18 protein-coding genes are annotated in these 21,318 nt (G+C 43.3%); 4 read left to right on the top strand and 14 right to left on the bottom strand.

Annotated elements, in window-relative coordinates:
- Positions 1-52 precede the first annotated feature (52 nt).
- From L2747_RS10135 to L2747_RS10110, 6 genes are all read right to left on the bottom strand, one after another.
- Positions 53-1,474: a sigma-54-dependent transcriptional regulator gene (locus tag L2747_RS10135; protein WP_248998914.1), complete on the bottom strand. Its 1,422-nt coding sequence runs from the start codon at positions 1,472-1,474 to the stop codon at positions 53-55.
- 218 nt (positions 1,475-1,692) lie between these two features.
- On the bottom strand, positions 1,693-2,904 hold the full coding sequence (locus tag L2747_RS10130; protein ID WP_248998913.1) for an ABC transporter permease: 1,212 nt from the start codon (positions 2,902-2,904) through the stop codon (positions 1,693-1,695).
- A gap of 26 nt (positions 2,905-2,930) precedes the next feature.
- Positions 2,931-4,232, bottom strand: a complete 1,302-nt coding sequence (locus tag L2747_RS10125; protein ID WP_248998912.1) for an ABC transporter permease — start codon at positions 4,230-4,232, stop codon at positions 2,931-2,933.
- A 21-nt stretch (positions 4,233-4,253) separates the two neighbouring features.
- The gene (locus tag L2747_RS10120) at positions 4,254-4,985 is read right to left on the bottom strand and encodes an ABC transporter ATP-binding protein (RefSeq protein WP_248998911.1); all 732 of its coding nucleotides are present in this window, start codon (positions 4,983-4,985) and stop codon (positions 4,254-4,256) included.
- 85 nt (positions 4,986-5,070) lie between these two features.
- Entirely contained in the window at positions 5,071-5,313 is a 243-nt protein-coding gene (locus L2747_RS10115) for a hypothetical protein (protein ID WP_248998910.1), read from the bottom strand.
- Positions 5,314-5,332: 19 nt separating this feature from the next.
- Entirely contained in the window at positions 5,333-6,595 is a 1,263-nt protein-coding gene (locus L2747_RS10110; protein WP_248998909.1) for an efflux RND transporter periplasmic adaptor subunit, read from the bottom strand.
- A 442-nt stretch (positions 6,596-7,037) separates the two neighbouring features.
- On the opposite strand from L2747_RS10110, the gene L2747_RS10105 reads away from it, so the two are divergent.
- A complete protein-coding gene (locus L2747_RS10105; RefSeq protein WP_248998908.1) occupies positions 7,038-8,195 on the top strand; it encodes a porin in 1,158 nt (385 codons plus the stop codon).
- Positions 8,196-8,386: 191 nt separating this feature from the next.
- Here the strand turns inward: L2747_RS10105 and L2747_RS10100 are convergent, their stop codons facing one another.
- Entirely contained in the window at positions 8,387-9,913 is a 1,527-nt protein-coding gene (locus tag L2747_RS10100; protein WP_248998907.1) for a sigma-54-dependent Fis family transcriptional regulator, read from the bottom strand.
- A 1,076-nt stretch (positions 9,914-10,989) separates the two neighbouring features.
- Here L2747_RS10100 and L2747_RS10095 point away from each other — a divergent pair.
- The 3 genes from L2747_RS10095 to L2747_RS10085 all read left to right on the top strand — a co-directional run bounded on the left by L2747_RS10095 (position 10,990) and on the right by L2747_RS10085 (position 14,782).
- Entirely contained in the window at positions 10,990-12,549 is a 1,560-nt protein-coding gene (locus tag L2747_RS10095) for a flavocytochrome c (protein WP_248998906.1), read from the top strand.
- A gap of 35 nt (positions 12,550-12,584) precedes the next feature.
- Positions 12,585-14,234: an HAL/PAL/TAL family ammonia-lyase gene (locus L2747_RS10090; protein WP_248998985.1), complete on the top strand. Its 1,650-nt coding sequence runs from the start codon at positions 12,585-12,587 to the stop codon at positions 14,232-14,234.
- A gap of 167 nt (positions 14,235-14,401) precedes the next feature.
- On the top strand, positions 14,402-14,782 hold the full coding sequence (locus L2747_RS10085) for a cytochrome c3 family protein (protein WP_248998905.1): 381 nt from the start codon (positions 14,402-14,404) through the stop codon (positions 14,780-14,782).
- Positions 14,783-15,016: 234 nt separating this feature from the next.
- On the opposite strand, the gene L2747_RS10080 is transcribed toward L2747_RS10085, so the two are convergent.
- From L2747_RS10080 to L2747_RS10050, 7 genes are all read right to left on the bottom strand, one after another.
- A complete protein-coding gene (locus L2747_RS10080; RefSeq protein WP_248998904.1) occupies positions 15,017-15,400 on the bottom strand; it encodes an MAPEG family protein in 384 nt (127 codons plus the stop codon).
- Positions 15,401-15,555: 155 nt separating this feature from the next.
- Positions 15,556-16,113: an HdeD family acid-resistance protein gene (locus L2747_RS10075; RefSeq protein WP_248998903.1), complete on the bottom strand. Its 558-nt coding sequence runs from the start codon at positions 16,111-16,113 to the stop codon at positions 15,556-15,558.
- Between the two features lie 185 nt (positions 16,114-16,298).
- On the bottom strand, positions 16,299-17,126 hold the full coding sequence (locus L2747_RS10070) for a cobalamin-binding protein (protein ID WP_248998902.1): 828 nt from the start codon (positions 17,124-17,126) through the stop codon (positions 16,299-16,301).
- Positions 17,127-17,429: 303 nt separating this feature from the next.
- Positions 17,430-18,047, bottom strand: coding sequence for a cob(I)yrinic acid a,c-diamide adenosyltransferase (cobO, locus tag L2747_RS10065; RefSeq protein ID WP_248998901.1), 618 nt, complete (start codon positions 18,045-18,047; stop codon positions 17,430-17,432).
- Between the two features lie 329 nt (positions 18,048-18,376).
- On the bottom strand, positions 18,377-19,936 hold the full coding sequence (locus tag L2747_RS10060) for a cobyric acid synthase (protein WP_248998984.1): 1,560 nt from the start codon (positions 19,934-19,936) through the stop codon (positions 18,377-18,379).
- A 60-nt stretch (positions 19,937-19,996) separates the two neighbouring features.
- Complete coding sequence (cobU, locus tag L2747_RS10055) at positions 19,997-20,539, bottom strand: bifunctional adenosylcobinamide kinase/adenosylcobinamide-phosphate guanylyltransferase (protein WP_248998900.1); 543 nt, start codon at positions 20,537-20,539, stop codon at positions 19,997-19,999.
- Positions 20,536-21,315 carry an adenosylcobinamide-GDP ribazoletransferase gene (locus L2747_RS10050; RefSeq protein ID WP_248998899.1) on the bottom strand — a complete coding sequence of 260 codons (780 nt, stop codon included), beginning with the start codon at positions 21,313-21,315 and terminating at the stop codon, positions 20,536-20,538. The genes cobU and L2747_RS10050 overlap by 4 nt, the downstream gene beginning before the upstream one ends.
- Positions 21,316-21,318: the final 3 nt, after the last annotated feature.

Genomic DNA, 21,318 nt, shown 5'->3' with positions numbered 1-21,318 from the left:
CGCTAGCAATCAACTTAACCCTTAATGAAACTGTGATACCTGAACTCCTGTTCTACTTATCAATTTGATACTTTTGCATGCGGCGATAAAGCGCTTGCCGGCTCAATCCCAAAGACTTAGCCACCCTCGCAATTACGCCTTTATGCTGTTCAAGTGCAGCCACAATATCGGCTTTCTCGTCTACGCGAGGTTCGCTAATGGTTAAGTCGTTATTCATCTGTTTGCTTGGCTCACCGCAAATTAGCGTTTGCGGTTCAACGGCACCAATAGCAACTCCATCTGAAACAGTATCTGTTGCGTGTTTAGTTGTTAAGCCAAAGTCTGCTGCGACTAAGTCAGCACTTTGCGCCAAAACCACCGCTCGCTTACAGGCATTTTCTAACTCACGTACATTTCCAGGCCAATGGTGAGCCTGTAATGCTTGCTGAGTATGTCGTGACAATGAAAAATCAGCTCCAATAAAATGTTGCACTAAGGGCAATACATCATCTTTGCGTTCATTTAATGCAGGAAGGGCTAACTCAATCACGTTGAGGCGGTAAAATAGATCCTCTCGAAAACGTCCGGTTTGAATATCCTCAGCTAAATCAGCATTAGTGGCACTAATCACCCGCACATTCACTTTACGAGTTTGGTGGCTACCTAGGCGCTCAAACTCACCTGTTTGCAGTACTCGCAGTAATTTAACTTGGCCAGAAAGTGGCAGGTTGCCTATTTCGTCTAAAAACAAACTACCGCCATCTGCGGCTTCAAAACGCCCTATTCTAGCTTTATTCGCGCCAGTAAAAGCCCCAGCCTCAGCACCAAATAGTTCAGCTTCTAGTAAGTCCATTGGTAAGGCACCAATATTGACCTTTATAAACGGCTTATTTTTTAACGCCGAATTTGCATGAATAATATCGGCAAGCTTGTCTTTACCCGCACCATTAGGGCCAGTAATTAATACCGATACATCAGACTTAGCAATTTGTAATGCTAAATCAACACAGCGTTGCATCGTGCCACTATTAAAGACAATGCCGCATAGGTCAGCATCTTTAATCGCTAGCATACGTTGACTTTCAACTCGATTTAACTGGGCATTTTCTTTAGATAAACGATGCAGTGAAATGAGATTATTAATACTGTTGAGTAACTTGGCGTCATCCCAAGGCTTACCCATGTAATCAGCGGCCCCTTCTTTCACTAGCTCTACCGCGAGTTCGAGTTGAGTCCATGCTGTTAGTAATATAATTGGAAGACTGGGCTGCAGTTGCCTAAAAGCATAAAATAGGCTTTTTCCCTCTTCACCTGAAGTGGTGTCTTGGGTGAAGTTCATATCTTGTACCACCAGCGCCACGTCATGCAATTGCACTAATTCTAGGGCGATTTCGGGTGATAAACACGTAAGAGTGCGATAACCATTAAGCTCTAACATTAAAGACAATGCATTACACACAGCTTGGTTATCATCGACAATCAGAACGGTATCCATAAACGCTTTTTTATAATTCCTTTAGTCATTCTAAACTTGCCGCATTGAGTTGACAGCTCTTTGTTAAGAGCTGTCCGTAAACAGCTTTCAATTAGCAGCTGTTAATTAGTTAGGGTGAATTAACAGCTATAAAACTAACTGAAAGCCAAACAGAGTTAAAGCCTCTCCCCTGCTTGACTCATATTTAACGGCAATTAAGTTTACGTTTATCTTGCTATTTATACACTGCGAGTGGCGGTTGCGGGTGAAATTTTTGCCGCTTTCTGTGCCGGAAAAATTACCGCGATAGTGGTCAAAACTAATAAACCTACCACTGTGACTATCGGGTAAATAAGTTCCAGCTTAGGTAAGCTATAAAGTGTCATTAATTGCTGACCAAGTTGCACTGCGATTAATGCCCCGAGTACCCCGCCAGTTAGACATATCAGGTAGTTTTCAACTAAAAAGAAACTCACAATATCGCGCTTCTTAGCCCCTAATGCGCGCCGAGTACCAATTTGCTTGGTACGGCGCTCGATATTAAACATCACCATGCCTGCCAAGCCTAACGAGGTGATCAGTAGCAGCAAAACCACCATCATTGAAAGTACAGTTGCCATCAACTCATGGTTACGATAAATACCTGTTCGGTGTTCACTTATCGTTTTAAACCCTCGCACCACTCGGTTAGGGTTCTCTCTATGCAGTGCAGCAGGGATCGCCTCTTTTAATCCTGCAATAGCATCTTCATCAGCACGAACTAATACCCGATTAAATGCAGCTGCAAGTTCAACATTAATAATGATGCCGCGCTCAAGATTATTGTTATCAACCCAAGCGCCTTGCAAGCGCTCAACCACACCGACAATTTTCATCGGCTGATTTCCAATTTCACCGCGATACATGACTTTGCCAACAGCAGATTCATCACCAAATGTCTCTGTAGCATAGGCCTGCGATACTATCAGTAAGCTAGCCAATTCAGGGCCGCCAGTTGCCACTTCATCAGGGTAAAAGTTACGTCCTTCAATCAGCTTTAAGTCAAGCGTTGAGATCATCTGCTCATCGCCGTAATAAAGCGGTGCATTAGTCGCATCGACACGATCTTCCTTACTAGTGCCATAAGAGAAGTTTGATGACCAACCGCCGCCACTCAGAGGCGTCATGCTACTAAGAGTGGCCGCTTTAACGCCATCAAGATTACGAATGATCTCGATATCGCGTTTGGTTTGACTGATAGGTTCCATCCCATCGTCAAAGTTGTAGATATCAAGGTCAAACACTTCTGACTCAGTAATACCTGAATCACGGCTCATCAGCCCTACACGTTCAGTTATAATGAAACTCGCATTGGCAACAATCGCAACAGACAAAATAATCTGCACCAATAGCAGCAGAGGTCCACTTTTATTGCGCATCAACATGCTCATAATGGGTTTAATTTGCAACATAGTAAGCTCCTTTCTCACTTTGTACCTTATTGACTCTTGAGGTAAACACTAGGGTTAGTACTGCAGATGCGCCAAGCAGGATAAATACCGGCAATAATGGCTGCAGAAACGGCAATCACAGGTGCGATAACCCACATGCTTTGGTCAAGTTGTGCTAAGGATTTTTCAAGTTCAAACTTAGACGATAAGAAGTACAGCGCAGCCCAAGCCCAAAGCAGTCCAAGTGCCCCGCCACAAAGACCAATTAAGCCTACTTCAACAATATGCTGTGAGAAGATTTGCAGTCGACTGGCACCAATCGCTCGTCTTACGCCCACCTCTGGTGCTCGCTTTAAAAATTTTGCGAGTAACAATCCAAGCATATTCACTAGACAAACCACCAAGAACAGCACACTTAAGCCAACCAACACCTTATTATCTTCAGGTACCACGTTATTTTCGCTAAGCCACTGAGAAACATCGCTTATCTCACCATGTGCATCAGGGCGTTTAAAGCGTCCAATGAGTTGTTGCTGCTCTACATAAGCTGTTAGCCATTGTAGATACTCTTGCTGTTTAGCCGGTGTATCCAACTCAACCCAATATTGATTCCAATGCATTTCAGAGGCGAGCTTGTCGCTATAAGTTCGAATATCTTCGTGGCGCCAGCTATTGTTATTACCCCAACTTTCAAACTCCTCAATAGGCGCTAATGAGAAAGGCACAAAAATCTGTTCTGAGTTATTAAATGCACCGTTATTAACATCATAATACTTCGGACTCGGATTCCACTGAGCAGTCACACCAACCACTTGATAAGGTTTACGATTAAGCAATAAGGTTTTACCTACGCTATCGCCACCGCCAAACGCTTTTTGGTTAATGTCCTCACTAATAACAACCTTATAGCCACCTTCATCATCGACTTGTTTTTCCCAAGGGCTACCATAGATAAATGGCACATCGAATAAGCCAAAAAAGTCACTATCAATCACTCGTACGCTTTCAAGAATTGGCGCAAAATTGATATCCTCAGTTTGTACTGCAAGGCCCGTTCTAAACATGGCAGTTTGCCTGACAGGAACCGCTGACTTTCTTAAGTTAAAAGCATCTTGGTAAGTGATTTGTGGGGTGATTTCATCCCAAGTATCGTTGTCTTGACTCAATAACCGCACCGCAAATAACTGCGACGAACGCTCACCAGCAGGATTAATTGACGCCATTTTATAAACGTTCAATGTCGTAATGGTTATACCTATGCCAATCGAAATTGCTAGCACCATAAGTAGCGATAAAAACGGCGTTTTTTTAATGCTGCGCCAAGCGAGATCTAAATAGTAAAAAAACATTATGCTCTCCTTAGCAAACCATTAAGCCACTGACGCAGCATCGGCAATAGATTGGGCCTTTTGATCTGTCTGACCTGATTGATACATAGTGAAATCACATACCTGACCATCGACAATCTGGATATTGCGTTGGGCTCGGCGAGCAAGATCTGCATCATGAGTAACCATGATAATCGTCGTACCCGCTTTATTAATATCTTCCAACAACTCCATCACCTGGCGCGCCATTAAGCTGTCTAGATTACCTGTTGGCTCATCGGCTAATAAGAAACGTGGTTCACCTGCCAGTGCCCTAGCAATTGCCACTCGCTGCTGCTGACCACCCGACAATTGAGTGGGTAAATGCTTCATCCTCGCCGCTAACCCTACCTGCTCAAGTGCGCGCTCCACACGTACCTTTCGCTCTTTTGCACTAAAGCCACGGTAACGCAATGGTACTTCAACGTTTTCAGCTAAATTAAGATCTGATATAAGGTTAAAGCCCTGAAAGATAAAGCCTATCTTCTCATTTCTAATCGCAGCACTCTTGTTATCACTCAAGTTGGAGATATTGACGCCATCAAGAAAATAATCGCCATGAGTAAAACCCTCAAGCAAGCCCGCAATGTTCAAAAAGGTTGTTTTACCTGAACCAGATGGCCCAGTTACGGCAACAAATTCACCTTCATTTACCTCTAAATTGAAATCCCGCAATGCATGAGTTTCTACTAAATCTGTTTTAAATACTTTGCTGATATTTTTCATTGATAACATGGTTAATATTCCCTTAATTCTGTCTATCCAATCTGGTATAAAATGGCTAATGCTTGTGTGAGTTGTATCTTTTAACGCCGAAGCATTACTGATTAATAGCTGCTAATAAGCATTCGACGGCTTTAATAATTAACTGCTGAACATCAAAGTTCGATACATCTGATACCTTGCCTGAGATCACGGGCACCTCGCTGCCAATCTCAATCAAATTCAAACCGATAAACATCCAATCTCCGGCTCTATCGGTGGAAACCTGTACCGCGACTACCAGCAGCATAAGTACTGCTGCAGTAATAAGTTGCTGTTTGTTGAGTCTGTTCCTAATCATCGTCTAATCCCTTATCTGACTAACGAACTAATACTTGTTCGGCTTTTTTAAAAGGCTCAATGCTTGAGGTCACCCAAACATCACCAACCTGCCCGCCTTGAATAACTTCAATGTGACTCATACTGCGTGCACCTAGCTGAATTGTGGTTTGCTCGGCAATATCATCATGCATCACATACACTTGCTGACCACCGCCACTGGTGACAAACGCGCCGCGTTTTACCATCAACACGTTAGGGCGGTGTTCGAGTAATACTCTTGCTGACAAACGCTGATTCTGACGTAGTTGCAGTGTGTCGTTTTGTTCAAAACGCACTCTTGCGGTGACTTCGCGATTACGCACCTCAGGAGAAATAGACGATAACTCCCCCATTACCGTCATAGAGCCAAAGCTCAGCTCTACAGCCATGCCTATGCCTAATTCATCGGCGTAAGACTCTGGTACAGCTAACTCAGCTTCAAAAGCACTTAAATCAACAACGGTGAGAATCGGCTGACTTTGACCAATTCGCGCCTTTTGCTCAGTTAACCAATTACCGATAATGCCTCCGACAGGGGCTTTGATATTCAGTGCCGCCACTTGACGTTCTAACTCTTTAACCACTAATGCCTGACGATCGACTTCTAGAGCAGTATTTTTAAGCTCGAAGGTTAAGGTGTCTTTCATCAGCTGCGCTTCTTGGCCTGCATGAGCAAATAGCAATTTGGCTTTATGTAAATCATCCTTACTCTTTTCAAAATCAATTTTACTAATCAGCTTTGACTCAATCAGTTGATCACCACGACGGCTTTCACGATCAGCGGCCTCTAAATCGACTTTAGCCATATCTAGAGTTTGCTGCGCTTTAAGTTGCTGGCGACGCGCTTCTAAGCGAGCACGTTCTAATGAGCTTTTCATTCCCTCGAGTAGGGCTTGTTGCTGCTTAAGACTGTTAGTGAGCTTATGACTTTCAATGCTGGCAACCACATCACCTTGCTGTACAGTGTCGCCGGGGTTAGCGATTAAGGTCACAGAGCCTTGCTCAGGGCTATACAGGACTGGTGCATTGGCAGCAACAATCTTGCCAGTAGTGGGAATATCGCGAACTAAAGTGCCTCGCTCTAGAGTGGCAAACCTCAGCTCAGAACGTTTGATTGAAGTGGCGACTGAATCGCTATCCATGCTTGACCAAACCAGACCAGAAACAAGCAATGCTGCAATACCAAATATTGCTGGGCGCTTAAACTTGCTCGCCTTACTTTGTTGCTTGATGGTGTCTTGTCCGCTGGTATCCTGAATCATCTTCTTTCCCTAAAGTGTCCGTTCTAAGCATTCATCGCTTTCGATAGGTCTATTAATACAATCCCTGTGCCAAAAACAATAAATAGCTAATAAACATAAGCTTAATTAAAAGATGTAAAGACTAATCCACTAAAAAGTGTCCGCGGACACTCATTAAATGTGTCCGCTTTAGCGCTTAGATGTCCGCAGTTAAAAAAAGTGTCCACCTAAGCCGTACAGCCTGCTTTTGGCTTCCCGCTCTGAGTTACAACGATATTTCACCCGCAACACGATATTTAACGATCCACTTTGACGATATTTCGTGGTTCGTCGATCTTGCTCCAATTTATCCCTTTCAAATCCCCTGTTTACCAGCTTGGCACGCTAGCTGCTCTTCTATAGGAAATTAAAAAAATCTAGAAGCTAATTTGCTTTAGCAAAATAAAAATATAGGGAAAATGATATGAACAAGAAACTGTTAGCACTGCTAATTCCATCCATCCTGATGGCGAGTTCGGCACAAGCTGCTGAGATTTATAACGACCAAACTAACAGCATTAATATGATGGGGTGGCTGGGCTTTGCTGCTATCAACGACACTCACGACACCGCAGTTGTTGATAATTTCTCACGCGTTGGTTTTCGCTTTGACCGCCAAGAGAAAAACGGCTGGCGCAGTTTCGCTCATACAGAGTGGGGCATAAACATGGTCACCAGTGACGACTCACTAAACTATACCGGCGGCCAGCTGGGTGCAGAGAAAAACTCTGACTTTCTATTCAACCGTTTAGGCTATGTCGGGTTAGCGAATGACAAATGGGGTAGCTTAACGTTTGGTAAGCAATGGGGAGCCTATTACGACGTAGCCTATACCACCGACGTACTCAACGTTTACACAGGTTATTCTGTTGGTGCTTATACCTTCGGTGACGGCGGACTAACCGGTGCAGGCCGTGCAGATTCAGCCTTCATTTACCGTAACTCATTTGGTGATTTGAGCTTTGCAGTGCAATATGCAGCAAAACAAAATGGCGACGTAGCACTGTTTGATAAAGACGGTATGGCTATAAACGACGGCTCACATATTGATTTTGACACCAGCTATGGTGCGAGCATGACTTATCAGATTACCGATAAATTTAAAGTACTAGCGGGGATCAACCGTGGTGACTTTAAAGGTGAACTAGCAGGTGAGAAGGTTGACGATACTAACGAAATCATCGGCATCGGTGCACAATATGGCTCATTCTACCAATATGCCCCTAATCGCGATGCAGATGGCTTCTATGTTGGTTTTAACGCCCATAAGAGTAAACAAAATGAGCTAGTTGGTGGAGAGTTATATGACTCAACTGGCGGCGAATTCTTAATTGCTTATCAATATGAAAATGGTTTTGTACCCAGCTTCTTGCTTTCTTACCAAGATCTAGACACTGATGCATCGACTGAAATCCAAGGTGATTGGACACGCCAGTTTGCTGTTGTCGGCCTTCACTATCGTTACAGCAATGACACCATCATGTTTGCAGAAGCGAAAATAGACTTCAGTGAGATGGATGATAAGAGCTACGAAGACCTACAAGACAACAGCTACTCTGTTGGTATTCGTTACTTCTTCTAATTAGCACAATGACTCAAACGCGCTCCCCCTTTATTGCGCGTTCTGAGTCATAAACGTTTGAGTCATGATCCAAAAGCCATTGAGTCCTCATCATTCTCAATGCCCCGGGATCAAAAGTTCCCTGCAATAAAAAAACACTTCCTTGGAAGTGTTTTTTTATTGCACTATCAATTGCTCAAAGACAGTGGCAACTAACATAAACCGAGTTTTTTCATTTTACTCTTTAATGTATTGGGATTGATATCCAATAACTCTGCGGCACCGCCTGGGCCATAAAGTTTACCGCCAGTGATCCGTAAAGCATGATTAATATACTTACTAATCATGGTTTCTAGTGGCACCAGTTTATCGCTAGCATGACTCGGATCGACAATAATTGTTTGGCCACTTTGCGTCGGGACTTCCTCTTTAACCGCTGCGCTCAACAGATCAAAGCTAAGCGGGCCTCTAGGGTTCTGAATAATTGCCCGTTCAAGTACATTAATTAACTCACGCACATTACCTGGCCAACCATAATTATTTAAAATACTTAGCTGCTCAGGCATTATTCTCGGCAATGCATCTAAGTTAAACTTGGCAGCTAGCATTTCGATAAAATGCTGAACTAAAAGTGGAATATCACTTCTTCGCTGACGTAACGATGGAATATCAATAGGAAATACCGCTAAACGATACCAAAGGTCTTCACGAAAGGTTTTTTCATGCACCATAGCCTGCAAGTTTCTATGAGTTGCAGCAATCACACGAATATCTAGATCAACATTTTCAAAGCCACCAACACGTGTGATAGAGCTATTTTGCAACACTCGCAATAACCGTACCTGTGCAGATAAAGGCAGTTCTCCTATTTCATCTAAAAAAATAGTACCGCCATTGGCTTGCTCAAAGTAACCTGCTTTACGGGTTTCAGCCCCTGTAAAAGCGCCTTTTTCATAACCAAAAAGCTCAGAGTCAATCAAAGTGTCGGGGATAGCCCCACAATTAACCTTAATAAATGGTTTGCCTGCACGATTAGATTTCGCATGAATCGCATTGGCTATAACTTCTTTACCGCACCCCGTCTCACCTTGCATTAATACACTGGTATTTAATGCTGCAATGGCATCAACTTGTACCATCACTTTTTTCAAGCCACCTTCGGCGCCAACAACACCATCCGGCGCAAACATACCTCGCTTGAGGTTATCATTTTCTTGGCTTAATACTTGGTTAGCTCTGAGCAAGTTTCGTCCACGCAAATTAAAGGCGGTGATCAATGAAAAGGTATCTTTATGGGGCTCAATCAAATCGGCATGTCGCGGCTTAAACTGTCCCGGTTTTTTAGCATAGAAACCAACAACTCCTAGATGAGTATTATCACTAACCATACGCAGTAAAATCACCGATGCGATTTCAGGGATCACCTGTGGAGCAACAAAGCTGGTGACTTTATCAAGATGAATGTCGTTGATAATTCGCATAACAGGTCGATCATTTTCCTGCAATACCGCCTCCATTTCTGGAGAGATTTTGACTTGCTTATCAAGCGCTACAACCTGATGTTGATTTACATGAGCCAAAAATTGAATATCACCATGCTCAGGACGATAAATATTAAGAAAAATGCCATCGATCGGTAAATGTTGCTTAACGAAATCATAGTAACTTTCTAACGCCACCTCGAGTGACAAGCTACTACATAAACAATGCGTCGCCTGATAATAAAATTGCTCTTTCATTTGAGTCTCGAGTTAACCACGAAGTTTCGTGATGGTAGTGCATTGTATTTAGTGAGTCTGTGTCCCTGTTCATAAAACATTGTAAACAACGCCTACTTTCCCCCTACAAATTATTATTATTTGATGTTCACCAAGCTTTTATTAATTTGCCCCTCACTTGTAACATCAAAAGAGCATTAAATATGTGAAGCATGCAGTGATTAATTTAAACATGTGAATCATTTATAAATAATCCAATAATTGTGACCTGCACACATAAAAACCAAAGATAAAAAAACGACAAACCTAACCCGTTATTACATAGACTTTATAAAATATATACCAAAGCTCACAAAACACTATTTACAGCATAATAAAAAAGTCTATTCCGCCTTAATATAACTTAAGCGAAGCTCAATATTGCTTATGCTTAATAATTAGGCACAGTGCTGTATTGTCGACGAGTTAGTAGCTGTAATCGATAAAATTAGATCGATATATACTTTTAAAGCGAGCAGAGCTAAGCCAAAAATGATAACAAACGTCAATAAACAAGCTAACTTAGCGTTATAAAACCAATAAATATATAGAATATAATCCGGAGCAGTATATTGAGGTTTCACTGATGATTAACCGTTATAGAAGCCACTCACGACAAACAAACCCGCTAATATTTGAGCAAGGCTTCCTGTTTGGGTATGACTAATTATGGGAATATTTATCTAATAGTTGTTTATCACAATTGAAAAACCATAAAAATATATAAACAAGCTTTAAAGATATGGCAAGAAGCTAACAACTAACATTAGCAATAATGATTATTAAAATAAAAACTACTAATCAACTTATTATTGATTATCGTTAAATATCTATTATCGGCATTCGATTTAAATTTGACATATCGGTGATATCTCGGGGTGACCACGAAATATCAAGGTCTCACACCATGATATTTCGTGGTTTGATGATTCGGTTCATAAATCCCTAGCAATAAAGTATTAATTCACGAGTTGGCATAGTCGCTGCAACTTTAACTGTATTACATCGAGCACTAATAGCTCTGATAGACAATTAAAATACAGATAGGGAAGAGAGAGATGAACGAGAAAGAATTGGTAAGTCTTGGCAGACGCCAACTACTTAAAGGTGGTGCAGCTATGGCGGTTGCAGGCTTAGGTAGCACTGTCGCCTTATCAGCAAATGCCGCTTGTGTACCACAAGCTGATGCCAAGTTTGATGAAGTTGTTGATGTTATTGTTGTTGGTAGTGGCTTTGCGGGTATGTCGGCGGCACTACAAGCTAGAGAAAATGGCTCAAGCGTTATGGTTATCGATAAGATGCCTGTATTTGGCGGTAACTCAACCATTAATGGCGGCGCAATGGCTGTTGCTGGCTCTCCCCTGCAAAAACAAGAAGGTATCGAAGACTCTGTTGATGTAATGGTTGCCGATATGCTGGAATCTGGCCGTGGCATGAACGATATAGAAATGCTTAAGCTAGTATGCAATGGCACAGCAGAATCTTGTGAATGGCTGATTGATCACGGTGTTCAATGGAAACCTTTTGTACAGCACTTTGGTGGTCACTCTATTCCTCGCGTACTGCAAACCGTACAAAGCTCTGGCGCCGGTATCATTCGCCCGCTCATTAAAGTTGCCAAAAAGAACAACATCGATATGCGCAACCAAGCCAAGCTTGAAGGCTTTATTAAAGACGAAAACGGCCGCGTAATTGGCGTCGATGTACGTCAAGGCTATTACTTCCCGAAAGAACGCACAGGCAAGATGGTTAAGATTGGCGCCCGCAAAGGCGTAATTATGGCAACGGGTGGCTTTGGCAACGATATTGAATATCGTCAAATGCAGCAACCTGAATACACCAACCAATTAGATTCAACTAACCACGCGGGTGCAACGTCTGAAGCCCTAAAGCAAATGATGTTACTCGGTGCTAACCCAATTCACTTAGATCAAATCCAATTAGGCCCTTGGGCATCACCTGATGAAAAAGGCTTTGGTACTGCATCTCAGTTCAACACTATTGCGACCTACCCAAGCGGCATCGTAGTTGACGTGCGCACCGGTGAGCGTTTCTTTAACGAACTTGCTGATCGTAAGGCCCGCGCCGATGCCATCATGACTCGCCGCGATACAGAAGGTAACCCTGTTTACCCAATCGGCTTTACTAATGCTGAGGGTGCAAAAGATGCACAAACTCTAGATTGGGGTTTGAAATACAACGTCATTAAGAAAGCTGACACCCTAGAAGAACTCGCAAAAATCTACAACATGCCAGCAAAAGCACTTAAAGATCAGGTTGCTCGCTGGAATGAATCTGTCACTAACGGCAACGACTCTGAATTTGGTCGTCCAATGCAAAAGGCCATGTTACTTGATAAAGGCCCTTGGTATGGCGTGCGTATGTGGCCAAAAGTCCACTACTGCATGGGCGGCGTAAAGGTCAACACTGCATCAGAAGTACTTCACCTTGTGACCAACAAACCAATCCTAGGACTATACGCAGCCGGTGAAGCCACTGGCGGTATTCACGGTGCAAGCCGCTTAGGCGCATGTGCTGTGGCAGAAGGGGTTGTAACCGGTCGAAATGCTGGTCGTCACTGCGCAGAAAACCAGAGCGTAACTCTAAAACTTGCTTAGTAAGTCGCTACTAAATTTTAAAAATTATAGGAATGATGAATATGAAAACGACTAAAAATGTTGCTTTAACGACACTCGCATTAGCACTGACTGCCGGCCAAGCAATGGCAGCCGACACAGTTGTACTAGACGGTAAAAACTTAACTCAAGATCAAGCTTGGGAAATCGCTGATGGCGCTGAAGTTAAAATCGCGGCTCAGTCAGCAACTGCACTGGTAAAGTCTCACGAACTACTGATGGAAGCTGCCCGTTTAGGCAAACCAGTATACGGTCTAACGGTAGGTGTGGGTTTAAACAAAGACCACAAACTATTCGATGCCAACGGCGAGCTAAGCCCTGAAGTAATGAAGGCGTCAAAGTCTTTCAACTACAGCACATTACGCGCTCACAGCGCGGGTGTTGGCGAAGCTATGCCTGTTAGCTTAACTCGCGTAGCCTTAGCGGTACGTTTAAACACCATTTTATCTGGCCACACGGGTGTTCAACCTTATGTAGCCGAGCTTTACCAAGCTTATTTGAATAACGATATTACGCCAATTATTCCATCTAAAGGTACTGTGGGCGAAGCTGATATTTTGCTTTCATCTCATGTGGGTCTGGCAATGATCGGTGAATGGGATGTGATCTACAAAGGCGAACGCATGAGCAGCGCCGTCGCGATGAAAAAAGCTGGTATTAAAGCCCTAGACCCAGTGGGTAAAGATGCCCTGTCTATTTTATCAAATAACTCAGTAGGCGTAGCGTATGCGATGCAAGGCTACCGCGATGCTAAACATCTTTTAGCAGTGTCTCCAGCGGTATTTAGCCTAAGCCTTGAAGGCTTAAACGGTAATGTTTCGCCATTTTTACCACAGACTAATGATATTCGTCCTTTCCCATTCCTAAAACAAGCGACTAGTGAGATCCGTAACGACTTAATGGGCAGCTATTTATGGGATGCAAACCCTGAGCGTCCACTACAAGATCCGCTAAGCTACCGTACCACAGCCTACACTTTTGCTAGCGCTTACAAGGCACTAGCCGATCTTGACCAAGTGATTGATATTCAAATTAATCACTCAGACGACAACCCTGGCGTTATCGTAGGTGCAGGGGTTGATTACGGTAATAACTCTCAAGTATCTAAGTACTTAGTTGAAGGTAAAGGCGGTGTATTCCCAACAACTAACTTTGAACCACTACCTGTTGCACTTGCAGTACAGCAGTTAGCCATTGCGCTAACTCACGTATCACACAACAGTGCTATGCGTACTATCCACTTGTCTGATGACCACTTTACGCGTCTACCACGCTTCTTAAGCGCACCGGGTAACAATGGCCACGCATTTGGTGCGATTCAAAAAACATTTGTTGATATGCAAGTACGTAACAAAGCACTAGCGAACCCAGTCTCGTTCGACGGTATTGCGATTGCAGGTAACATTGAAGATACCTTCACTAATCTAAAGCTTGCTTCAGACAGACTAATTCAGATCGTTGATAACACAAACGTTATGTACGGTCTTGAACTTATGCACTCTACTCAAGCAATCGATTTGCGCAAACTTGCAGACAAAGACTTGAAACAAGGTGAAACAACAAAAGCCATGTATGAAGCATTCCGTAAGCAAGTGCCATTTGTATCGGTAGACCGTCCGTTCACCCCTGATATTGAGGCATCAAAAGCATTTATCGCACAGTACTAAGACCTTTTAATCTTAAAGCGAGTTACCTATTTGCACTTGCTTGGCGTTATCAATACCGCTCCCTTTGATAACGCCCAGCAACGCACAATGAGCCAATATTAGCTCGCAAGCGAATGACGCATTGATGTTATAAAAGTAATTGGGCAACCGCCCGGAAAGGAAAAAAGATGTTAAAAGTATTTTCGACTATTTGCATGCTAATGTTGATGGCCATCCCGAATGCTAAAGCCATGAAAATTAAAGACTATCACCAAGAAATCATGACAGGTGATAACGGCAAGATAGAATGTAGCGCGTGTCACGGCGATGCAAAGCGTAAAACCATACCAGACGCTAGCGCTTGTGAAAGCTGTCATGGGACGCCTGAAGATATAGCAGAGCTAACCAAGCGCCCTGCAGATGCAGGTCATGACGTAGAGCCTAATCCACATGATAGCCTACATTACGGTACCGACTTACCTTGTACTTATTGTCATGTTGAGCATAAGGAAAGCAAAGTTTACTGTAACCAATGCCATGAGTTTGAATACCCAAATATGAAGCGATAAGTTCTAGCGCCAAATAAAGCTGAGACGGTTGAGAGTCGAATAAACAAAGACGGATAAGAACGGATTAAAGCAAAGACGAACGGTCTACGACCTGACACAAAAGCTATAACCTTCCACTCTTTTCCGTCTTTTCCAACTCTTTTGCCTCAGCTTGTACCATCTTTGCTTCTATCGTCTTAGCTCTTCCTAGAACCGGTTTTTCCTAGGTTCTTCTTTTAAAACTAGAATCTTCTTTTAAACCGCCTGAAAAAATACCGTGAATGAAGCAAAAATAGCCACAAACCAAGATAGAGAACGCAGTGTACCTTTATCCATCAAATATAAAAGTTGATAAGCAATGCGTGCTACCACATGTACAATTGCCGCGGTTTCAGCCAAGGCATTTACTTTCCCAGCCGCAATAACCACCACCACAGACAAACCAAAAATAAGCAACGACTCAAAAGAGTTTTGGTGACCTGCTACCGCGCGAGCACCGAAGCCAGTCAGCTTTGCTTGCTGATCTCGAGGGTGATTATTGTCGTATCCGCCAAGTTTGGCCATCGCCACAGCAACGGGGCCCTTTGCGGCATAAGGTAACAACATAGCGATAAACAAGCAGATGAGTAGCGTAGTCATGATCAAGTCCTTTTATTATTGATATTATTTGGAATGAGTAAGTTGAAAACCTTGCGCCAACAAAGCTATTTAAGTCTTCACTTAAACATGAAAAGGCGCAACAGGTAAAGTATCTGTTACGCCAAGTAAGTATAACTACGGTTAAATTATCTCGATTATTTAACGATAGCCTTCTTCATCTGCATACCGATAAAAATAAAGCTAATCCCCTCAAATAGAAATGAGACACCAATAAACACACCCAAAATAGATAATGAAAACTCGGGATTGCCCATTAAAGAAAAGAAGTAAACCGCAATCGCAGTCGAAACTAAACCACTAACCACAATCCAGCGCCATCCCGCTAAGTTATTACGGCTATTAAAACCAAAGAACATTCGTGTCACGCCATTAAACAACATAATAGTTATCATCATTACCGTAATGGTAAACAAGCCGACATAAGGCTCAGCGATAATCATGATGCCGCCAATCAGGTAAAACAGTGCGCTGATGACATACCAAAAGCTGGATTTCCACTTTGGAATGCTAAAGATGTGATACAACTGAACTACCCCCAACACCAGAAAGATAGCGCCGATTATCGCGGTAATAGTAACGCCTACAGCCACAGGTAAGCTAATAGCAAAAATGCCACCAAGCGCCACTACAGCTCCAACCATCACAAACCACTTCCAACCTTTACTCAGCATCGTATTTACAGGATTATCCATTCGCCTTCAGCCCGTTGTTTGCCTATTACAGCTCTAAGTATTGGTCAACATTAGATATATAACTAGGTAGAGCAGATTATTTTGAAGTGAGTTCCACAGTTATTTTTGGCAATTATGAAGTTTATTGAAAAGATTCATGACGCAAAAAGCCTGCAATCAACAGGCTTTGCGTCTAGATAAAAGTGTTATCGCGCTTTATCTAAGGCGTCACACAATGCTTCGACACCTAGCAAGGCTCTTGGTGCAGCACGATGTAATAAATCAGCATTTAGCTGATAAATATGCTGATTTTTAACCGCTGGGATCTCTGCCCATTGGCTCCAATCCACGCCGATAATATTACCTTCATCTTGGCTCTGCAATATCACCTCTGGTAGCTTTAACAATATGGTTTCTAAACTGACATGTGGGTAATCACTGGCAGAATCAACAAACACATTGTCACCATGGCAAACACTAATAATCTGTTGGATCCAGCTGTTTTTCGCTACTGTCATTAATGGCGTAGACCACAGCTGATAAAAGACTTTTACTTCTGCTTTCGCAAAATTATCACTGCGTAGCTTAGCTAACTTAACACGGTAATCATCAGCAACTTGCTTTGCTTGAGCTTGATGTCCTGTAAGCTCACCAAGTGACTCTAACTCATCAGCAACCGCCTCAAGAGTATCAGGATTACTATCAAACACTTTAAAGCCAAGTTCTTTTATTCGCGTAATATCTTCAGCCTTATTGCCACTCGCCCACACAACCACAAGATCAGGGTTTAACTCTAAAATACGCTCAATCTGCACCCCGTGATAACCACCAATACGCGGAATATCAAGCGCTGCTTCAGGAAAGTCTGCATATTCAGTCGTCGCCACAATTGAGTCACCCGCACCAATGGCATAAAGCATCTCAACCGAGTGTGGCGAAAGCGCAACGATCCGCTTAGCAGGCGCTTCAACAGCAGAGGCAGATACAGAGATAAACAGGCTCAACGCCAGTAGTAACTTACACAAGATGTTCATAAAATCCTTTTTAGATGAGCTGCAATTAGCAGCGATACTTCGTAGCACTCGAGCTTATGGCAAAGCCGTCAAATTTATCTAAAATGGCTAGCCCACAAGCATACGTCTCTTTCTAAAACCCGGTTGGCTCGATGAGGAAATGCAGACAATAACCCCACAACAAACAAGGCGAAGAAAGCAATTTCAAACTGATCGCTTTTGTAGCTAAGCCGTCAAGCTTTCTCAGCCCATGAGCATACGAGTAGTATGTGATTGGGTGAGAAAGCGCAGACAATAACGCTACAGAAGCTAGCAGGAAGAAATTTAGTAATCGAAGCCGGGTTGAGCTTTGATGCCTGCCTCAAACGCATGTTTGATTGGCTGCACCTCGCTAACCGTATCCGCAAGCTCCACGATAGCCCTATGGCAAGCTCTTCCCGTTACTATCACATGCTGCATTGGTGGGCGCTTCTTTAACGCTTCAATCACTCGCTCTACTTCTAGATAGTGGTAGCTGACCATATAGGTGAGCTCATCTAGCATAACTAAATCAATAGTTTCATCTTGTAGCAGTTTCTCAGTCGCTTCCCAAGCTTTTACTGCGGCAGCAGTATCTTTTTCGCGGTCTTGGGTTTCCCAGGTAAAGCCGGTACCCATGACATGGAACTCAACGCCGGCACCTTCAAGCAACGTGCGCTCACCACAGTCCCAGTTACCTTTAATAAACTGTACCACAGCCGCCTTTTTACCATGGCCCACTGCACGGGCTACCGTGCCAAATCCAGAGGTAGATTTACCTTTACCGTTACCGGTTAATACCAGCAAAATCCCCTTTTCTTCTTGAGCACGGGCGATCTTGGCATCTACGCCCTCTTTGATCCGCTGCTGACGCGCTTTATGGCGCTCTGCTTTGGCTGCTTCTGCCGACTTATTATCTGCCATATTCCATTCCTATTTTATCCCTTAAACACCAATTCTACTTTTCAAAATCATTTCTAAATGCTCAACATTCAACCGTCTAAAGCAATACTTAGCTGCAACTAAAACGCCTTTAATTTTTACTGTTAAAAATATAGAACAAACTCAGAGCTGGTGAGGGTTTAACCAAGTCTAATTATGATGTCCGCACACCATATTTCAATCGTTCAGTTAGCACACAACCAACGTTTAACTTTCAAGCAAAAAGATGGCTTTTACACCATTTAGCACCTTTATCTTCTTTAAGCCCTATAAATACATTTTTCGTTTAGGCACGATTAAACATTGCTAGGTTAATGTGGATCCCAGATCTGATCGAGTCGATCAAGATCTAAATGCTGTTCTAATACATCTGCTAACCTATTTAACTGTTGCTCGCGCACTTGGTTTACATCGACAACTTCCGCGTTTTGCATTCCCGCCCACTTCAAGATCAACTGGCATGCCGCAGGCGAGTCAAATAAGCCGTGCACATAGGTACCCAATATTTGACCATCGCTAGATAGCATCCCCTCAGGCGCGGTCGACGCTTGTTGATTATCTGCACTTGGTTCTATTGTTGAGCCAGCCTCTTGTTCTGAATCGTTTTTAGCCCGTAACAGCAAAGGCTGAGTCAATGGCATTAACGAGCGAGAACGTCCGCAGTGGATCTCATAACCCGCCACGGCTGCATTTTCATCAATAAGATGTAAACTCCCCTCAACTTGCTGCAAAATTTTATGATGCGTCAGCTCAGTCGCTAGGGGTAGCAGACCTAAACCTTCACTATTGCCAGGTGTATCTTCAACGCCTTGAGGATCATCAATAATAATCCCCAGCATCTGGTAACCGCCACAGATCCCCAACACTTTACCGCCATAACGCAGGTGCTTTTCAATTGCACTATCCCAGCCTTGCTGACGAATAAAATCGAGATCGGCGCGTACATTTTTACTGCCCGGAATAATGATTAAATCCGCTTGTGGAAGCGTGTTAGCGCCTCTATTTGAGTTCTGTGCTTGCGTTTGCAATGACACATAATTGAAATCGATTTGTGGGTGTAATCTTAGTGGATCAAAGTCGGTATGATTACTAATACGTGGCAGCACTAATACTAAGACTTTAAGTTTAGTATCTGAGGATTTATCAGGCGCAGCGATTAACGCGTCTTCGGCATCTAGGTGCAGGTCGTGCAAATAAGGTAACACGCCTAATACTGGCTTTTGAGTGTAGTGTTCTAACCAATCTAATCCGCCTTGTAATAAGCTAATATCGCCGCGAAAACGATTAATCACAAAACCTTTAACTCGCGCTTGTTCAGACTCGCTTAGCAGTGCAAGCGTTCCCACCAAATGGGCAAACACGCCACCTTTGTCGATATCAGCAATGATGATAACTGGGCAATCAACTTCTTCGGCAAAGCCCATATTGGCAATATCGCCTTCACGCAGATTAATTTCAGCAGGGCTACCAGCACCTTCAACCATTAGCATGTCGTAATCAGTAACCAATCGGTTATACGACTGTTTTACTGCCGCCATAGCTTTAACCCGATAACCATTGGCGTTTTTACCAAAGTAATCTTCCGCTTCCATCTTCATCAAAGCTTTGCCGTGCACGATGACTTGCGAGCCAGTGTCTGAGCTAGGTTTTAATAGAATTGGATTAAAGTCGATTTGTGGTTCTAGCTTACAAGCAACGGCTTGCAAAGCCTGTGCACGCCCAATCTCGCCACCATCTATTGTTACCGCGCTATTGAGCGCCATATTTTGTGGCTTAAACGGTGCAACGTTAACGCCTTGCCTAACAAACAGGCGGCATAGACCTGCTACTAAGGTGCTTTTACCTGCATCGGAAGTCGTACCTTGTACCATTAACACTTTGCATTTTACTTGGCCTTTATTGTTGTCGATTACTGTCACTCTAAGCCTCTCTTAACCTTTTAGATCCAGCGGTAACCCTGCGGTAACTAAGGTGACTTTGTCTGCAATAGCTGCAATATCTTGATGCAACCACCCCGCTTCATCCACAAATCGACGGCTTAGTTCCCCCATGGGTACAATGCCACAACCGACCTCATTACTAACTAATATAACCTCACCTGGCAAACAGCTTAACGTCTTTAAAAGACGAGTTTTAACCTGCTCCCAATCATCCATGGATTGCATTAGATGGTTGGTCAACCAAAGCGTTAAGCAGTCCACTAAAATCACGCTGTTAGTTGTAGAATAAGTCTCTAATGCCTTAGTTAATTCCAGAGGGCACTCTATGGTTTGCCAAGCAATACCATCTATTTCTCGTTGGGACTGATGATGTTGAATACGCTCATGCATCTCTGCATCTAATGCCTGAGCGGTAGCAAAATAAAAACAGTTTTTAGCCAAATCGGCTTCTGCACCATTAACGCATTGCAACACTTGTGACTCTGCAAAACGGCTTTTGCCGCTGCGAGCACCACCTAAGACTAAGTGGATCACCAACTAACTCCTAAAATAAGCAATAACAGATAACAAGCTAACTCAGCCACTTGCTGTGCAGCCCCTAGGGTGTCACCGGTATAACCGCCAAGCTGCTTTCTAAACAGCTTTACTAAACAAAAGCGCACCATACAAAGCCCTAGCACTAACATAAGTGCTGGTATCGCGCCCACTATGAGCAACACTAATACGCCTGAAGCTAATAAAATCGATAGTTCATTAATCCCTTGGTGCTGGGCTAACGGCTTACTTTTACTGGTATCGGTATCGCTGACATATTGCTCTGAAAATATAAAACTGGCCGCTAAAACTCGGCTTAAACAGTGACCAACGATTAATGCGAGGCTGACATTATTGGGGTTAAACAGCGATATCTCGGTCAGTAACTGCCATTTTAAAAATAAGGCTAGCACCAGTGCCAGTGCGCCATAACTGCCAAGGCGAGAGTCTTTCATAATGCTTAGCTTGGCTTCGACCGTCCAGCCACCACCGAGTCCATCAGCCGTATCGGCAAGACCATCTTCATGAAAGCCACCAGTAACTAATACGCTGGTGATCATGGCAAATACAATCGCTATGGACGGCGACACCCAATACAGCATTAAGCTATATACCAGCGCACTTATGCTGCCCACTAGCAAGCCTACTAAGCCAAAATAACGACTGGCCTTATTGAGCTTATCAGCATCAACCTCTATCCATTTAGGCATAGGTATACGGGTAAAAAATCCCATCGCAATAAAAAATAGGTTGAACTGTTTTTGCCACTGACTCATGTG

The organism is Shewanella marinintestina, from assembly GCF_023283845.1.
Classification (GTDB): Bacteria; Pseudomonadota; Gammaproteobacteria; order Enterobacterales; family Shewanellaceae; genus Shewanella; species Shewanella marinintestina.
This window is presented reverse-complemented; position numbering and strand designations above follow the sequence as displayed.

What these genes read in the sequence shown, in the direction of transcription:
- L2747_RS10095 (WP_248998906.1), top strand. Translation starts at nt 10,990, where the DNA reads ATGAACGAGAAAGAATTGGTAAGTCTTGGCAGACGCCAACTACTTAAA.
- L2747_RS10085 (WP_248998905.1), top strand. Translation starts at nt 14,402, where the DNA reads ATGTTAAAAGTATTTTCGACTATTTGCATGCTAATGTTGATGGCCATC.
- L2747_RS10110 (WP_248998909.1), bottom strand. Translation starts at nt 6,595, where the DNA reads ATGATTCAGGATACCAGCGGACAAGACACCATCAAGCAACAAAGTAAG.
- L2747_RS10130 (WP_248998913.1), bottom strand. Translation starts at nt 2,904, where the DNA reads ATGTTGCAAATTAAACCCATTATGAGCATGTTGATGCGCAATAAAAGT.
- L2747_RS10135 (WP_248998914.1), bottom strand. Translation starts at nt 1,474, where the DNA reads ATGGATACCGTTCTGATTGTCGATGATAACCAAGCTGTGTGTAATGCA.
- L2747_RS10080 (WP_248998904.1), bottom strand. Translation starts at nt 15,400, where the DNA reads ATGACTACGCTACTCATCTGCTTGTTTATCGCTATGTTGTTACCTTAT.
- L2747_RS10070 (WP_248998902.1), bottom strand. Translation starts at nt 17,126, where the DNA reads ATGAACATCTTGTGTAAGTTACTACTGGCGTTGAGCCTGTTTATCTCT.
- L2747_RS10105 (WP_248998908.1), top strand. Translation starts at nt 7,038, where the DNA reads ATGAACAAGAAACTGTTAGCACTGCTAATTCCATCCATCCTGATGGCG.
- L2747_RS10100 (WP_248998907.1), bottom strand. Translation starts at nt 9,913, where the DNA reads ATGAAAGAGCAATTTTATTATCAGGCGACGCATTGTTTATGTAGTAGC.
- L2747_RS10060 (WP_248998984.1), bottom strand. Translation starts at nt 19,936, where the DNA reads ATGGTACAAGGTACGACTTCCGATGCAGGTAAAAGCACCTTAGTAGCA.
- L2747_RS10050 (WP_248998899.1), bottom strand. Translation starts at nt 21,315, where the DNA reads ATGAGTCAGTGGCAAAAACAGTTCAACCTATTTTTTATTGCGATGGGA.
- L2747_RS10075 (WP_248998903.1), bottom strand. Translation starts at nt 16,113, where the DNA reads ATGGATAATCCTGTAAATACGATGCTGAGTAAAGGTTGGAAGTGGTTT.
- L2747_RS10120 (WP_248998911.1), bottom strand. Translation starts at nt 4,985, where the DNA reads ATGTTATCAATGAAAAATATCAGCAAAGTATTTAAAACAGATTTAGTA.
- L2747_RS10125 (WP_248998912.1), bottom strand. Translation starts at nt 4,232, where the DNA reads ATGTTTTTTTACTATTTAGATCTCGCTTGGCGCAGCATTAAAAAAACG.
- L2747_RS10115 (WP_248998910.1), bottom strand. Translation starts at nt 5,313, where the DNA reads ATGATTAGGAACAGACTCAACAAACAGCAACTTATTACTGCAGCAGTA.
- cobO (WP_248998901.1), bottom strand. Translation starts at nt 18,047, where the DNA reads ATGGCAGATAATAAGTCGGCAGAAGCAGCCAAAGCAGAGCGCCATAAA.
- L2747_RS10090 (WP_248998985.1), top strand. Translation starts at nt 12,585, where the DNA reads ATGAATATGAAAACGACTAAAAATGTTGCTTTAACGACACTCGCATTA.